Source organism: Citrobacter sp. wls710 (genome assembly GCF_005281115.1).
Classification (GTDB): Bacteria; Pseudomonadota; Gammaproteobacteria; order Enterobacterales; family Enterobacteriaceae; genus Citrobacter; species Citrobacter werkmanii.
Map to the genome: position 1 here is coordinate 17,150 of NZ_SZXD01000002.1, position 14,797 is coordinate 31,946.

The 14,797-nt window shown below is 53.6% G+C and carries 12 protein-coding genes and 4 tRNA genes; 11 read left to right on the forward strand and 5 right to left on the reverse strand.

Annotated features, from left to right (window positions below; all coding sequences use genetic code 11):
- Window position 1 precedes the first annotated feature (1 nt).
- From wzxE to FDX14_RS00770, 9 genes are all read left to right on the forward strand, one after another.
- The gene (gene wzxE / locus FDX14_RS00730; protein WP_137348861.1) at window positions 2–1,252 is read left to right on the forward strand and encodes a lipid III flippase WzxE; all 1,251 of its coding nucleotides are present in this window, start codon (window positions 2–4) and stop codon (window positions 1,250–1,252) included.
- Window positions 1,249–2,328: a TDP-N-acetylfucosamine:lipid II N-acetylfucosaminyltransferase gene (locus FDX14_RS00735; RefSeq protein WP_061381054.1), complete on the forward strand. Its 1,080-nt coding sequence runs from the start codon at window positions 1,249–1,251 to the stop codon at window positions 2,326–2,328. The genes wzxE and FDX14_RS00735 overlap by 4 nt, the downstream gene beginning before the upstream one ends.
- Window positions 2,325–3,680, forward strand: a complete 1,356-nt coding sequence (gene wzyE / locus FDX14_RS00740; protein ID WP_042314032.1) for an ECA oligosaccharide polymerase — start codon at window positions 2,325–2,327, stop codon at window positions 3,678–3,680. Before FDX14_RS00735 ends, wzyE begins: the two co-directional genes overlap by 4 nt.
- A complete protein-coding gene (wecG, locus tag FDX14_RS00745) occupies window positions 3,680–4,420 on the forward strand; it encodes a lipopolysaccharide N-acetylmannosaminouronosyltransferase (RefSeq protein ID WP_137348862.1) in 741 nt (246 codons plus the stop codon). Before wzyE ends, wecG begins: the two co-directional genes overlap by 1 nt.
- 275 nt (window positions 4,421–4,695) lie before the next feature.
- Entirely contained in the window at window positions 4,696–6,081 is a 1,386-nt protein-coding gene (gene thrP / locus FDX14_RS00750; protein WP_042314025.1) for a bifunctional threonine/serine APC transporter ThrP, read from the forward strand.
- Window positions 6,082–6,183: 102 nt separating this feature from the next.
- Window positions 6,184–6,260, forward strand: a tRNA-Arg gene (locus tag FDX14_RS00755).
- Window positions 6,261–6,316: 56 nt separating this feature from the next.
- Window positions 6,317–6,392, forward strand: a tRNA-His gene (locus FDX14_RS00760).
- 20 nt (window positions 6,393–6,412) lie between these two features.
- A tRNA-Leu gene (locus FDX14_RS00765) sits at window positions 6,413–6,498 on the forward strand.
- A 41-nt stretch (window positions 6,499–6,539) separates the two neighbouring features.
- Window positions 6,540–6,616 (forward strand) — tRNA-Pro (locus tag FDX14_RS00770).
- A 417-nt stretch (window positions 6,617–7,033) separates the two neighbouring features.
- Here FDX14_RS00770 and hemY read toward each other — a convergent pair.
- Genes hemY through hemC form a run of 4 tightly spaced genes read right to left on the reverse strand, consistent with a single transcriptional unit; the run spans window position 7,034 to window position 11,111 of the window.
- Window positions 7,034–8,233 (reverse strand): protoheme IX biogenesis protein HemY, encoded by a 1,200-nt coding sequence (gene hemY, locus FDX14_RS00775; protein ID WP_137348875.1) that lies wholly within the window; start codon window positions 8,231–8,233, stop codon window positions 7,034–7,036.
- Window positions 8,234–8,235: 2 nt separating this feature from the next.
- Complete coding sequence (gene hemX, locus FDX14_RS00780; RefSeq protein WP_137348863.1) at window positions 8,236–9,411, reverse strand: uroporphyrinogen-III C-methyltransferase; 1,176 nt, start codon at window positions 9,409–9,411, stop codon at window positions 8,236–8,238.
- A 21-nt stretch (window positions 9,412–9,432) separates the two neighbouring features.
- On the reverse strand, window positions 9,433–10,173 hold the full coding sequence (gene hemD, locus FDX14_RS00785) for a uroporphyrinogen-III synthase (protein ID WP_042314019.1): 741 nt from the start codon (window positions 10,171–10,173) through the stop codon (window positions 9,433–9,435).
- Entirely contained in the window at window positions 10,170–11,111 is a 942-nt protein-coding gene (gene hemC, locus FDX14_RS00790) for a hydroxymethylbilane synthase (protein ID WP_042314016.1), read from the reverse strand. The genes hemD and hemC overlap by 4 nt, the downstream gene beginning before the upstream one ends.
- A 395-nt stretch (window positions 11,112–11,506) precedes the next feature.
- Between hemC and cyaA the strand changes: the two genes are divergently transcribed.
- Window positions 11,507–14,053: a class I adenylate cyclase gene (gene cyaA, locus FDX14_RS00795; protein WP_079225747.1), complete on the forward strand. Its 2,547-nt coding sequence runs from the start codon at window positions 11,507–11,509 to the stop codon at window positions 14,051–14,053.
- Window positions 14,054–14,130: 77 nt separating this feature from the next.
- Here cyaA and cyaY read toward each other — a convergent pair whose 3' ends face one another.
- Window positions 14,131–14,451 (reverse strand): iron donor protein CyaY, encoded by a 321-nt coding sequence (gene cyaY / locus FDX14_RS00800; protein WP_042314014.1) that lies wholly within the window; start codon window positions 14,449–14,451, stop codon window positions 14,131–14,133.
- Window positions 14,452–14,589: 138 nt separating this feature from the next.
- Here cyaY and lptM point away from each other — a divergent pair, with 138 nt between their 5' ends.
- Window positions 14,590–14,793, forward strand: a complete 204-nt coding sequence (gene lptM, locus FDX14_RS00805) for an LPS translocon maturation chaperone LptM (RefSeq protein WP_032940199.1) — start codon at window positions 14,590–14,592, stop codon at window positions 14,791–14,793.
- The last annotated feature ends 4 nt before the right edge of the window (window positions 14,794–14,797 follow it).

Here is a 14,797-nt window from a genome sequence, read left to right on the forward strand (position 1 = left end):
TATGTCGCTTGCTAAAGCGTCCTTATGGACGGCGGCCAGTACGCTGGTAAAAATTGGTGCGGGTTTGCTAGTGGTGAAGTTATTGGCCGTCTCCTTTGGCCCGGCAGGTGTGGGTCAGGCGGGTAATTTTCGCCAAATGGTCACTGTGCTGGGCGTATTGGCGGGGGCCGGCATTTTCAACGGCGTCACGAAATACGTTGCGCAGCACCATGACGATCCGGCCCGGCTCCGTAAGGTGGTCGGTACATCTTCCGCAATGGTAATGGGATTTTCTACGCTGATGGCGGCGGTTTTTCTGCTGGCGGCCGCGCCGATCAGTCAGGGGTTGTTTGGCCATACGCATTATCAGGGGCTGGTTCGACTGGTTGCGCTGGTGCAGATGGGCATCGCCTGGGCTAACCTGCTGCTGGCGCTGATGAAAGGCTTCCGCGATGCGGCAGGCAACGCGCTGTCGCTGATTGTGGGTAGCCTGGTGGGCGTAGTAGCTTACTATGGCTGCTATCGCTTTGGGGGCTATGAAGGCGCCTTGCTGGGTCTGGCCCTGGTGCCAGCGCTGGTCGTTATCCCTGCCATCATTATGCTGCTTAAGCGTGGAACTATTCCGCTGCATTACCTGAAGCCCTCGTGGGACCATGGTCTGGCCGGGCAGCTAAGCAAGTTTACGCTGATGGCGCTGATTACCTCTGTGACGCTGCCTGTGGCATATGTGATGATGCGAAACCTGCTGGCGGCGCAGTACAGTTGGGATGATGTGGGGATCTGGCAGGGAGTCAGCAGTATCTCCGATGCTTATCTGCAATTTATTACCGCCTCATTCAGCGTTTACTTGCTGCCGACGTTGTCGCGGCTGACCGAAAAGCGTGACATTACCCGCGAGGTCATTAAGTCGTTGAAGTTTGTGCTGCCGGCGGTTGCCGCCGCGAGCTTTACCGTCTGGCTATTGCGTGATTTTGCGATCTGGCTGCTCTTTTCCGCAAAATTCACCGCCATGCGCGACCTGTTTGCCTGGCAACTGGTCGGCGATGTACTGAAAGTTGGCGCTTACGTTTTTGGTTATCTGGTGATCGCGAAAGCGTCGTTGCGGTTTTATATTTTGGCTGAAATTAGCCAGTTCATGTTATTGACGGCGTTTGCCCACTGGCTGATCCCGGCACACGGTGCTCTGGGAGCAGCGCAGGCGTATATGGCAACATACATCGTCTATTTTTCTCTTTGTTGTGGCGTGTTTTTACTCTGGCGTAGGCGGGCATGACTGTACTGATTCACGTTCTGGGATCGGATATCCCTCACCATAACCAAACCGTGCTGCGGTTTTTTAACGATTCGCTGGCTGCGACGAGCGAGCACGCGCGCACGTTTATGGTTGCAGGCCAGGATGCTGGATTCAGTGAGAGCTGCCCGGCGTTATCGCTGAGTTTCTACGACGGGAAAAAGGCGCTGGCCCAGGCGGTTATTGCGAAGGCGAAAGCGAATCGCCAGCAGCGCTTCTTCTTTCATGGTCAGTTCAACACCAGCCTGTGGCTGGCGCTGCTGAGCGGGGGAATTAAACCGGAGCAGTTTTACTGGCACATCTGGGGCGCGGATTTATATGAAGTTTCCAGTGGGCTGAAATTCCGCCTGTTTTACCCGATTCGTCGCATGGCGCAGAATCGCGTGGGCTGCGTGTTTGCTACGCGCGGCGATTTACGTTATTTCGCTGGGCAGCATCCGCACGTTCGTGGCGAGCTGCTCTATTTCCCAACGCGGATGGATCCCTCGCTCAATAATCTGAGCAGTGAAAGTCAGCGCAGCGGTAAGATGACGGTGTTGGTTGGCAACTCTGGCGATCGCAGCAATGAGCATATTGCCGCGCTACATGCTGTTCACCAGCAGTTTGGTGATACGGTGAATGTGATAGTGCCGATGGGGTATCCTGCGAATAATACGACCTATATCGATGAGGTTCGTCAGGCGGGTCTGGCACTATTTAGCGCTGATAATTTGCAAATATTGAGTGAAAAACTGGAGTTTGATGCCTATCTGGCACTACTGCGTCAGTGCGATCTGGGCTACTTTATTTTTGCCCGCCAGCAAGGGATCGGCACCCTGTGTTTGTTAATCCAGGCCGGTATCCCGTGCGTGCTCAACCGTGAAAATCCTTTCTGGCAGGATATGGCAGAGCAAAATATCCCGGTCCTGTTTACGACAGATCAACTCAATGAAGGTCTCGTACGCGAAGCGCAGCGCCAACTGGCGTTGGTAGATAAAAATACGATCACCTTCTTTAGCCCGAATTATCTGCAGCCGTGGCATCACGCGCTGCGCATTGCTTCAGGAGAAACCAAATGAGCCTGATGCAATTCAGCGGTCTGCTGGTGGTCTGGCTGCTCTCCACTTTGTTTATCGCCACGCTGACCTGGTTTGAATTCCGCCGCGTGCGTTTTAACTTCAACGTCTTTTTCTCGTTGCTGTTTTTGCTGACGTTCTTCTTCGGATTCCCGCTGACCAGCATCCTGGTGTTCCGTTTTGATGTGGCGGTAGCACCACCGGAGATCCTGCTGCAGGCTTTGCTGTCAGCCGCCTGTTTCTATGCCGTTTACTACGTGACGTATAAAACGCGCTTACGTAAGCGCGTAGAGAATAAGCCGCGCAGGCCGCTATTTACTATCAATCGCGTGGAGGCCCATTTGACCTGGGTTATCCTGATGGCGATTGCGTTGGTGAGCGTGGGCGTCTTTTTTATGCACAATGGGTTCCTGCTGTTCAGACTGCAATCCTACAGCCAGATTTTTTCCAGTGAAGTCTCTGGAGTGGCGTTGAAGCGCTTCTTCTACTTCTTCATTCCGGCAATGTTGGTGGTCTACTTCCTGCGCCAGGACAGCAAAGCGTGGCTGTTCTTCCTGGTAAGCACCGTCGCGTTTGGCTTGTTGACCTATATGATTGTGGGGGGAACGCGCGCCAATATTATTATTGCGTTTGCCATCTTCCTGTTTATCGGCATTATTCGCGGTTGGATTTCGCTGTGGATGCTGGCCGCCGCAGGCGTGTTGGGCATCGTCGGTATGTTCTGGCTGGCGCTGAAACGCTACGGGATGAACGTGAGCGGTGACGAGGCGTTCTATACGTTCCTGTACCTGACGCGTGATACCTTCTCGCCATGGGAAAATCTGGCGCTGTTGCTGCAGAACTACCACAATATTGAGTTCCAGGGGTTGGCGCCGATCGTCCGTGATTTCTACGTCTTTATCCCCTCCTGGCTGTGGCCTGGGCGCCCGAGTATCGTACTCAACTCCGCGAACTACTTTACCTGGGAGGTGTTGAACAACCACTCGGGGCTGGCGATTTCGCCAACGTTAATTGGTTCGCTGGTGGTGATGGGCGGGGCGCTGTTTATACCGTTAGGCGCGATTGTCGTCGGGTTAATCATTAAATGGTTCGACTGGCTATATGAATTAGGTAACCGCGAAACCAATCGCTACAAGGCGGCCATTTTGCACAGTTTCTGTTTTGGCGCCATTTTCAATATGATCGTTTTGGCACGTGAAGGACTGGATTCGTTTGTCTCGCGAGTGGTCTTTTTCCTCGTGATTTTCGGCGTTTGTCTGCTGGCGGCAAAATTGCTGTTCTGGCTATTCGATAGCGCGGGACTTATCCATAAACGAATTAAATCGCTGCCCCGGACACAGATTGAAGGATCGTAATGACAGATAACACAACTGCGCCACTCTATTCGCTGCGCGGGTTACAACTGATTGGCTGGCGCGATATGCAACACGCGCTAAATTACCTGTTTGCCGAAGGACGCCTCAGGCCTGGGACGCTGGTGGCTATCAATGCCGAGAAAATGCTGACGGCAGAAGATAACCCTGAAGTGTGGGATCTGATTAACGCCGCTGAGTTCAAATATGCGGATGGCATTAGCGTGGTGCGTTCGGTGCGTAAAAAATTCCCGCAGGCGCAGGTTTCACGCGTAGCGGGGGCCGATCTCTGGGAAGCGCTAATGGCGAGAGCCGGGCAGGAGGGAACGCCTGTTTTCCTGATTGGCGGCAAGCCTGAGGTTCTGGCGCAAACCGAAGCCAAATTGCGTGCGCAGTGGCATGTGAACATTGTGGGTAGCCAGGACGGTTATTTTACGCCGGAGCAGCGTCAGGAATTGTTTGAGCGTATCCACGCCAGCGGTGCGCAAATTGTGACGGTGGCGATGGGGTCGCCGAAACAAGAAATTTTTATGCGTGATTGCCGGAAGATCCACCCTGAAGCGCTGTATATGGGGGTGGGTGGTACCTACGACGTCTTTACCGGTCACGTTAAGCGGGCGCCTAAACTCTGGCAAAATCTGGGGCTGGAGTGGCTGTATCGCTTACTGTCACAGCCGAGCCGTATCACCCGTCAACTTCGTTTGTTGCGCTATCTCCGTTGGCACTATACCGGCAACCTCTGACGCTCTCTCCTCTGATAAGTAGCGTGATCTGCTAATCACGCTACTTATTCACAACATAATCGCTGCTTTCTCGCACAATCTATTCATTTTTTGAATGCTTTAATTGCCATTTAAGCGATTTTAGGAAACCATTCGCAACAATCATTACAGTGCCGTGGTGTTTTGGCGCCAACCGTTAAGCGGTCGGTGCCGTATGGCCTGTTATGGAATAACAAGATGTACCCATAACGAGAACCGGTAATACCGGACAGCATGCAAACACATCAAGAGGATTTATGGCCGAGAACAAACCTGAGCTACAGCGTGGGCTGGAGGCTCGTCACATCGAATTAATTGCCCTTGGAGGCACTATTGGCGTCGGACTGTTTATGGGCGCCGCCAGTACCCTGAAATGGGCGGGGCCTTCGGTCCTGCTGGCGTATATCGTCGCGGGGCTGTTCGTCTTTTTCATTATGCGTTCCATGGGGGAGATGTTATTCCTCGAGCCGGTTGCCGGTTCATTCGCTGTTTACGCGCACCGTTATATGAGTCCCTTCTTTGGCTATCTCACCGCCTGGTCATACTGGTTTATGTGGATGGCGGTGGGGATATCAGAGATTACCGCTATCGGGGTGTACGTACAGTTCTGGTTCCCGGAAATGGCACAATGGATACCCGCCCTGATTGCTGTCGGGCTGGTTGCGCTGGCAAACCTCGCCGCGGTTCGCCTGTATGGTGAAATTGAATTCTGGTTTGCCATGATCAAAGTGACCACTATCATTGTGATGATCGTCATTGGGTTAGGAGTGATTTTCTTCGGCTTTGGCAATGGCGGCCAGGCGATTGGCTTTGGCAACCTGACCGAGCATGGCGGCTTCTTTGCCGGCGGCTGGAAGGGCTTCCTGACGGCATTGTGTATTGTTGTGGCGTCCTACCAGGGCGTGGAGCTGATCGGCATTACTGCGGGTGAGGCGAAGAACCCCCAGGTCACGCTGCGTAGCGCGGTGGGGAAGGTGCTGTGGCGTATCCTGATTTTCTACGTCGGCGCGATCTTTGTTATCGTCACTATTTTCCCGTGGAACGAGATTGGCAGCAACGGCAGCCCATTTGTGCTCACTTTTGCCAAGATTGGTATTACCGCCGCGGCAGGGATTATTAACTTTGTGGTCCTGACGGCGGCGCTGTCAGGCTGTAACAGCGGCATGTACAGCTGTGGGCGTATGCTCTACGCGTTGGCAAAGAATCGCCAGCTACCTGCTGTTGTGGGAAAAGTCTCTCGCCATGGCGTGCCAGTTGCTGGTGTGGCGATTTCTATCGCGATCCTGCTGATTGGTTCGTGCCTGAACTACATCATTCCCAACCCGCAGCGTGTGTTCGTGTATGTTTATAGCGCCAGCGTGCTGCCGGGGATGGTGCCGTGGTTTGTGATCCTGATAAGCCAGCTGCGTTTCCGTCAGGCGCATAAAGCGGCGATCGCCAGTCATCCTTTCCGCTCGATTTTGTTCCCGTGGGCAAATTATTTGACGATGGCGTTCCTGATTTGCGTATTAATCGGCATGTACTTCAATGAAGATACCCGAATGTCGCTATTTGTTGGCATTATCTTCTTACTGGGCGTGACGCTCATTTATAAGGCTTTTGGCCTGAATCGTCATGGCACAGCCCATAAATTGCGGGAATAAGCGACAAAACGCACAAACCATGACCAAACGATAATTTATTTTAAAAAAGCACTAGACAGAAGACCGAGACCTCCGTAATATCCAGCCCCGCAACGGCGCTAAGCGCCCGTAGCTCAGCTGGATAGAGCGCTGCCCTCCGGAGGCAGAGGTCTCAGGTTCGAATCCTGTCGGGCGCACCATTTAGTTAGGTGCCGGAGCTGCGGTGGTTTTAATACCGCGTAAAAGATTTGCAGTGGTGGCTATAGCTCAGTTGGTAGAGCCCTGGATTGTGATTCCAGTTGTCGTGGGTTCGAATCCCATTAGCCACCCCATTAATTTAAAGTTGTGAAATGCGAAGGTGGCGGAATTGGTAGACGCGCTAGCTTCAGGTGTTAGTGTCCTTAGGATGTGGGGGTTCGAGTCCCCCCCCTCGCACCACGACTTAAAGAATTGAACTAAAAATTCAAAAAGCAGTAAAACGGCGAGTAGCGCAGCTTGGTAGCGCAACTGGTTTGGGACCAGTGGGTCGGAGGTTCGAATCCTCTCTCGCCGACCAATTTTGAACCCCGCTTCGGCGGGGTTTTTTGTTTTCTGATTTCCCTTCACAGCCCTTATTCCCGCGAATTACCTGATGTCTTAAAAAGTTCGAATACCTGGTTTTTGCAGTGCAATCGTGGCATGCGTTGTGCGATAATATACGGGTAGATGCTCATTCCATCTCTTATGTTCGCCATCAGGCCTCATAAACTCAGGAATGATGCAGAGCCGTTTACGGTGCTTATCGTCCACAGACAGATGTCGCTCAGGCCTCATCAAACACCATGGACATAACGTTGAGTGAAGCACCCATTATGTTGTCATACAGACCTGTTTAACGCCTGCTCCTTACCGAGCGGGCGTTTTTTTATGCATCTTAAATGATTTTGTGTAGACGGTAGGCCCGGTAAGCGAAGCGCCACCGGGCAAGAGGGAATTACTGCGGGGGATTGTTGTTCTGCAGCGTCAACATCAGGCCATCACGGCGCATGGTGGCGGCCTCTTCCGGCTGATGCAGTCTGTCCAGCGCGTCAGCAAGCCAGGCGTAGTCGTAGGCGTCCGGGCGCTGTTTGAGCGCTGCACGGAAGGCGAGCGTGGCTTCCTGCCATTCACCATGCTTCATTAACGATTGCCCCAGCGTGCTCCACAGCAACGGGCGATCGCCTACGGCCTTAATCTGCTGGCGCAGCACTTTTTCTATCTGTTCCGGGTTGTTGGTTTTCAGGCGCGGGATCGGCAGCACCAGACGGTCGTCATACTGACGTTTCAGACCGTCAATGATGACCTGCTGCGCCGTATCATGATCGTCGCACTCAATCAGATGTTCAGCCATCGCTACCTGCAGGGCAACCTGATGACGGGTTTTACGGTTCTGGTTTTTCCACCAGGCACGTAGTCCCTCACTGCCCTGATCGGCGCGGACCTGATCCATCAAGCCAACCCATGCCTGTTGTTCCAGCATAGCGCGATGCTCTTCATCACCCACATGCGCTTTAGCCATAGATGGAATGATATCCAGTAACGAACTCCATGCGCCGGTGCGAATGTAGGCCTGCTCAGCCAGACGCAGCACTTCCGGATGACGTGGCGTCACCTCCAGCAGCTTGTCTACGCTGTGGCGTGCGGCGTGATTTTCATTACGCGCCAGTTGCAGACGAACGCGAGCGATTTCTACCGGGATCGTATCATTCCCGGCCAGTTCAGCTGCACGCTCAAGGTGTTGATTCGCGCGCGCTTCATCGCCACGTTGCTGGGCCGCTTCTGCCGCCAGCAGATAATTCACTACTGGTTGTTCAGCATGATCGGCGTTTTTCGACATCAGCTTTTCAACCTGCTGATAATCGCCTTCTGCCAGCTTGAGCAGCGCTTGTTCGGTCTGTTTGCGGGCGCGGCGACGCTTACGGCCGACAAACCATCCGCGGGTATGCGCGCCGGTGCGGAAAATTCGGCGCAGCAACCATTCAATCGCAAACAGAACGACCATCGCGACGATCAGGATGATCACCAGGCCCGTCACGCTGGTTTCAATGTTGTAATTATCGGTTTGGATCAGCACGTAGCCCTGATGACCGGCAATCATTGGACCAACGACGATCCCGGCGATCAACAGTACAAAGAGCAATAATACTTTTAGCATCATTATTCTCCTTGCGGCGCGGTTGCCGGATGGTCTGCCGAAGGAGCAGGAGCGGCGGCAACCGGCGCTGTGACAGGCTGCGCCAGTAAATTACGAACACGGGTCTGCATTAATTTGTCGAGAATAGCCTGGCTCTGCAGCGTTTCTGGCACATCCATACTGATGCTTTGTTGGCTCAGCTGGTCTACCTCTTCCAGGAAAGCTTTGGTGGTTGCATCGTCGGTGTCGTAGTAGGCGCGTACCCAGGTGGAGACATTTTCCAGCGCCTGGCGGTATGTCTCTTCCTGATGACGCGGTACGGCCTGGGCGGCTACTAACAGGCGAGAACGAATGTTCTCACGTAAGTAAACGTCCTGGTTCGGTGCCAGCAGCGGGACGGCGGTTTCATCTCGACGGCGAACAGTGATAAAGCTGTCCATAAAACTCTGCCAACTTTTTTGCAGGTTGACGCGCCATTCACTAATTGAGCTGGACAGCTCACTGCTGTCGGAGTCCATCGGTGAATCGTCGGTGTCGTTGTCGGCCAGACGCAGGTTATCTATCTGGTTAGCGAGCTGATTCACTTTCAGGATAATGCCGTCATAGTCGACCTGAGTTACCGCCGAGAGGCTCGCGATATCGTCAGTAATCGCACGACGGGCGGAAATTAAGCTCGGGTCGTTCATATCAGCCAGACTGGCGTCGGCGCTTTTCAGCAACGCCGCTGCGGTGGTAACGTCCTGATCGCTCCATAATTTACGACCGGCCAGTTTTACCAGAAAATCAGCCTGCGCCAGCAGCCATGTCCCGGCATCGCTGCCGGAAATAGTGGCGACTTTTTGCTGAACTTCATCAAGCTGTTTGACCAGTGCGGCCTGCTGGCGAGTGGCTTCATCAAGCTGCGTTGCCTGCTGTTTAATAATGCCTTCCAGCTCAGCTTTTTGGTTTTCTTGCGCTTTTTGCAGCGCCGTCAGCTGGTTCGCCAGCGCATCGCTGGTTGCCGTCTGCGTTGTTGCCTGCTGTTTCCCCCAGCCATACAGCCCCACACCTGCTGCCAGCGCAATAGCAATCGCCACCGCGCTCAGAATCAGCGCCGTGCTGTTGTTAGCCTTTTTTTCAGTATTGACTGGCTGTGCTGTGGTTTCCACGGCCTCCCTGGTCTCTTCAACCACGGCGGAGGATTTTTCTTGTTCCGTCATTATGGCATCCCATTATGAGAGTTATTGTAATGCGCGTAGTAGCGCATCGTTGTCGGCGTTATCAGCGACCTTAATATCTTGCCAGCCCAGTTCCCGGGCGAGGTGCGCCAGACGCTCACTGACGACCAGCAGCCGACAGCGTAGTAACCAGTGCTCACGATACCACTGCGGAATGAGCGACCAGAGCTGTTGTAACATCTCTCCGCTGGTGACCACCACCGTGGTCACGCCGCGAGATTGCCAGCGCATTGCTTCTTCCGCACCATCGTAATTTTTTGCACTGCGTTGATAACATTCACAAAAATCAACATCGGCTCCGCGCGCCGTCAGGGTTTCACCTATCAGTTCCCGACCGCCGTTGCCGCGTAAAATAAGCGCGCGTTTTCCCGCAATATTTTGTAATTCAGGTAATTGTAGCAAGACTTCGCTGATTTCCCGATCCAGAGGATAGTGAATATTGCAGCCGCTAACAGTATGCAGCGCCAGCGCCGTTGTGCGGCCAATGGCAAAATAATGCGGAAGGGAAGGCCAGCTTTTCCCTTGTTGCTGAAGTTCGGCATCGGCAAAGGTGACAGCGTGCTGCGAGAGGGCAAAAACCAGATCGTTATCCGTCAACGCCGACAGTCGGGAGGCGAGTGTTGCCAGTTCCCGACCCGGGGAAAACTCGATGAGCGGAAAACTCCAGGCCACCTGCCCCAGTGTGCGCAGACGGCTCACTAACTCTTCCCCTGCGGGAGACGGGCGGGTGACCAGAATACTCATGCGGGTGCTTCTCCGTTATAAACTTCAGCCAGAATGGCGCGCGCACCGTTTTCCAGTAGCTCTTCTGCCAGAGAGATGCCCATCTTTTCTGCATCCTGCGGGGCGCCGCGACGTTCTCCGCATACCATCTGCGATCCGTCAGGCGCGCCGACCAGCGCGCGTAGCCAAATCTCACCGTTGATGAGTTCGGCATAGCTGCCGATAGGTACCTGACATCCCCCTTCGAGGCGGGTGTTCATGGCGCGTTCGGCTGTTACGCGTAGTGCGGTCTCTTCATGATTGAGCGGCGCTAACAGCGCCTGAGTGCGCATATCGTCCAGTCGGCACTCTATGCCAACAGCGCCTTGCCCGACTGCGGGCAAGGATACTTCCGGCGGCAGTGCGGTACGGACTCGCGACTCAAGCCCTAAACGTTTTAACCCGGCCACCGCCAGGATAATGGCGTCATAATCGCCGTTATCGAGTTTGCCGAGGCGCGTACCAACGTTACCGCGCAGCGAACGGATGACGAGATCCGGGCGACGCTTTGCCAACTGGCACTGGCGACGCAAACTGGATGTCCCGACAATACTACCCGCGGGAAGGTCATCCAACGTGTTGTACTTATTTGAGACGAAAGCATCACGCGGATCCTCTCGCTCGCAAATGGTGACCAGTCCAAGACCGTCAGGGAATTCAACCGGCACATCCTTCATGGAATGCACGGCGATATCGGCGCGTTTTTCCAGCAGCGCGACTTCCAGCTCTTTAACAAACAACCCTTTCCCTCCGACCTTCGCCAGCGGGGTATCAAGGATCACATCGCCACGGGTTACCATAGGAACCAGTTCCACGATCAGACCGGGGTGATTTGCCATTAAAGCGTCTTTGACATAATGTGCCTGCCAGAGCGCAAGGGGGCTTTGGCGTGTGGCAATTCTCAAAACATTGTCTAACATGCTTGTTACCGTCATTATCAATCATTGACCATCCTAACATCCTTATCAAAGGGATGTCAGCGTTACGCTCAAACGTAAGTGAGAGGAAAAGCTGCTGCATCATCAGTGGCAGTGAATAATGACGAGAAACCTTCCGACCGTATGAAGGAATTTACACGTAACGAACGGTGCTACACTTGTATGTAGCGCATCTTTCTTTACGGTCAATGAGCAAGGTGTTAAATTGATCACGTTTTAGACCATTTTTTCGGCTGTACCGCACAAAAAAATACGGGCGAAAAACAGGTAACGGTTATTTTTGACATACGGTTTATCCGAATTGATGACGATTAATTGTGAGCGCTTGCGCCGCAGTAATCGACAACATGACGGATAGCAACATCAGGCGATACGTCTTGTACCTCTATATTGAGACTCTGAAACAGAGACTGGATGCCATAAATCAACTGCGTGTGGATCGCGCGCTTGCTGCCATGGGGCCTGCTTTCCAGCAGGTATACAGTCTGCTGCCGACATTATTGCACTACCACCACCCTCTGATGCCGGGTTACCTCGATGGTAACGTTCCCAAAGGCATATGCTTTTACACGCCTGATGAAACCCAACGCCACTACCTCAACGAACTGGAACTGTACCGCGGCATGTCACCGCAGGAACCTCCCAAGGGCGAACTGCCGATCACTGGTGTTTACTCAATGGGCAGTACCTCTTCGGTAGGGCAAAGCTGTTCTTCCGACCTTGATATCTGGGTCTGCCACCAATCCTGGCTGGATAGCGAAGAGCGCCAGCTGTTGCAGCGTAAATGTAGCCTGCTCGAAAGCTGGGCCGCTTCGCTGGGCGTGGAAGTCAGTTTCTTCCTGATTGATGAAAACCGTTTCCGTCACAATGAAAGCGGAAGTCTCGGTGGTGAAGACTGTGGCTCGACGCAGCATATCCTGTTGCTTGATGAATTCTATCGCACCGCTGTGCGCCTCGCGGGCAAACGTATTCTGTGGAATATGGTGCCGGGCGACGAAGAAGAGCATTACGACGATTACGTCATGAAGCTCTACGCACAGGGGGTGTTAACGCCAAACGAATGGCTGGATCTCGGCGGACTCAGTTCGCTCTCCGCCGAAGAGTACTTTGGCGCCAGCCTCTGGCAGCTGTACAAAAGTATCGATTCCCCGTACAAAGCAGTGCTAAAGACGCTGCTGCTGGAAGCCTATTCCTGGGAATATCCCAATCCTCGCCTGTTGGCGAAAGACATTAAACAGCGCCTGCACGATGGCGAGATCGTCTCTTTTGGTCTCGATCCCTACTGCATGATGCTGGAGCGTGTTACCGAATATCTCACGGCGATCGAAGACCCGACGCGTCTGGATTTAGTGCGTCGATGTTTCTACTTAAAAGTGTGTGAGAAACTGAGCCGCGAGCGCGCCTGCGTGGGCTGGCGTCGTGAAGTATTAAGTCAGTTAGTGCAGGAATGGGGCTGGGACGAAGCTCGTCTGACAATGCTGGATAACCGCGCTAACTGGAAGATTGATCAGGTACGTGAAGCGCATAACGAACTGCTTGATGCGATGATGCAGAGCTATCGTAATCTGATCCGCTTTGCGCGGCGCAATAACCTCAGCGTTAGCGCCAGTCCGCAGGATATCGGTGTGCTGACCCGTAAGCTGTATGCCGCGTTTGAAGCGTTGCCGGGCAAGGTAACGCTGGTGAACCCGCAGATATCTCCAGACCTCTCAGAACCGAACCTGACCTTTATCCATGTGCCGCCGGGCCGCGCCAACCGTTCGGGTTGGTATCTCTACAACCGCGCACCAAATATGGATTCTATCATCAGCCATCAGCCACTGGAATATAACCGCTATCTCAATAAGCTGGTGGCGTGGGCCTGGTTCAACGGTCTGCTGACATCGCGTACGCATTTGTTTATTAAGGGCAACGGCATTGTCGATTTGCCGAAGTTGCAGGAGATGGTCGCCGATGTATCGCACCACTTCCCGCTGCGCCTGCCGGCACCCACGCCGAAAGCGCTCTACAGCCCGTGTGAAATTCGCCATCTGGCGATTATCGTTAACCTTGAATATGACCCAACGGCCGCATTCCGTAATCAGGTGGTGCATTTTGATTTCCGCAAGCTGGACGTCTTCAGCTTTGGCGAAGAGCAAAATTGCTTGGTAGGAAGCGTCGACCTGCTGTATCGCAACTCGTGGAATGAAGTCCGTACGCTGCACTTCAACGGCGAGCAGGCGATGATTGAAGCGTTAAAAACAATTCTGGGCAAAATGCACCAGGATGCCGCGCCGCCGGATAGCGTCGAAGTGTTCTGCTATAGCCAGCATCTGCGTGGATTAATCCGTACCCGCGTGCAGCAACTGGTCTCTGAGTGTATCGAGCTGCGCCTTTCCAGCACCCGCCAGGAAACCGGGCGCTTCAAAGCGCTGCGCGTGTCTGGTCAGACGTGGGGACTGTTCTTCGAGCGTCTGAACGTATCGGTACAGAAACTGGAAAACGCCATCGAATTCTACGGTGCGATTTCACACAACAAACTGCACGGCCTTTCCGTCCAGGTTGAAACGAACCATGTGAAACTCCCTTCTGTGGTGGACGGCTTTGCCAGTGAAGGGATCATTCAGTTCTTTTTCGAAGAAACGGGCGATGAGCAGGGCTTTAATATTTATATACTGGATGAGAGTAACCGTGCGGAGGTGTATCACCACTGCGAGGGAAGCAAAGAAGAGCTGGTACGTGATGTCAGCCGCTTCTATTCATCGTCGCACGATCGCTTCACCTACGGCTCCAGCTTCATCAACTTTAACCTGCCGCAGTTCTATCAGATTGTGAAAACCGACGGACGTGCGCAGGTGATTCCGTTCCGTACCCAGCCGCTCAACCCAGTCCCGCCAGCTAATCAGGATAACGACACGCCGATGTTGCAGCAGTATTTCTCCTGAGGCTTTTCGCCCGGTGGCGGCTACGCCTTACCGGGCCTACAGTAGGCCGGATAAGCACATCTCATCCGGCAAATAAATCAACGGAAGCCCACCTTTTCTCCCGACTGCTGCGTTGCTGCCTGCTCCAGCAAATCCCAGAACGTTTCGCCGCTACGGTCGCAGATCCACTCGTCGCCTTTCAGGTCAAAGTGGTAGCCGCCCTGTTTGGTCGCCAGCCACACCTGGTGCAGCGGCTCCTGACGGTTAATAATGATTTTGCTGCCGTTTTCGAAGCTGATGGTCAGCACGCCGCCATTGATCTCACAATCGATATCGCTGTCGCCATCCCAGTCGTCCAGACGCTCCTCAATGGTCATCCACAGGGTGTCAGCAAGGCGATGAAATTCACTGTCGTTCATTTTCTTATCCTGTTTTTCGTGATGAGGGCAGTATAACCTGAAACAAAACGCGTTGCAGATTACAGGCTAACTCTTGCTTTTACGCCTTCTCCTGCGATGATAGAAAACAGAAAGCATGAACTTTACAGGCAATCCATAATGAAAAACGTGTTAAAGCCACTCGCTGTCATTTTAACTCTGTTCAGCCTGACGGGCTGTGGGCTAAAAGGCCCGCTCTATTTCCCGCCAGCAGATAAAACCGCGCCGCCTCCGACCAAGAGCGTTCAGCCGCAATCGCAATCCACCACGCCCGAGAAAAACGATCGTGGGATTAGCGACGGCCCTTCTCAGGTGAATTACTGACGGC

Excerpts from the sequence above, each read along its gene's own strand:
- hemY (WP_137348875.1), bottom strand. The coding sequence starts at position 8,233 with ATGCTAAAAGTATTATTGCTCTTTGTACTGTTGATCGCCGGGATCGTC.
- wecG (WP_137348862.1), top strand. The coding sequence starts at position 3,680 with ATGACAGATAACACAACTGCGCCACTCTATTCGCTGCGCGGGTTACAA.
- thrP (WP_042314025.1), top strand. The coding sequence starts at position 4,696 with ATGGCCGAGAACAAACCTGAGCTACAGCGTGGGCTGGAGGCTCGTCAC.
- hemC (WP_042314016.1), bottom strand. The coding sequence starts at position 11,111 with ATGTTAGACAATGTTTTGAGAATTGCCACACGCCAAAGCCCCCTTGCG.
- lptM (WP_032940199.1), top strand. The coding sequence starts at position 14,590 with ATGAAAAACGTGTTAAAGCCACTCGCTGTCATTTTAACTCTGTTCAGC.
- hemD (WP_042314019.1), bottom strand. The coding sequence starts at position 10,173 with ATGAGTATTCTGGTCACCCGCCCGTCTCCCGCAGGGGAAGAGTTAGTG.
- wzxE (WP_137348861.1), top strand. The coding sequence starts at position 2 with ATGTCGCTTGCTAAAGCGTCCTTATGGACGGCGGCCAGTACGCTGGTA.
- wzyE (WP_042314032.1), top strand. The coding sequence starts at position 2,325 with ATGAGCCTGATGCAATTCAGCGGTCTGCTGGTGGTCTGGCTGCTCTCC.
- hemX (WP_137348863.1), bottom strand. The coding sequence starts at position 9,411 with ATGACGGAACAAGAAAAATCCTCCGCCGTGGTTGAAGAGACCAGGGAG.
- cyaY (WP_042314014.1), bottom strand. The coding sequence starts at position 14,451 with ATGAACGACAGTGAATTTCATCGCCTTGCTGACACCCTGTGGATGACC.
- FDX14_RS00735 (WP_061381054.1), top strand. The coding sequence starts at position 1,249 with ATGACTGTACTGATTCACGTTCTGGGATCGGATATCCCTCACCATAAC.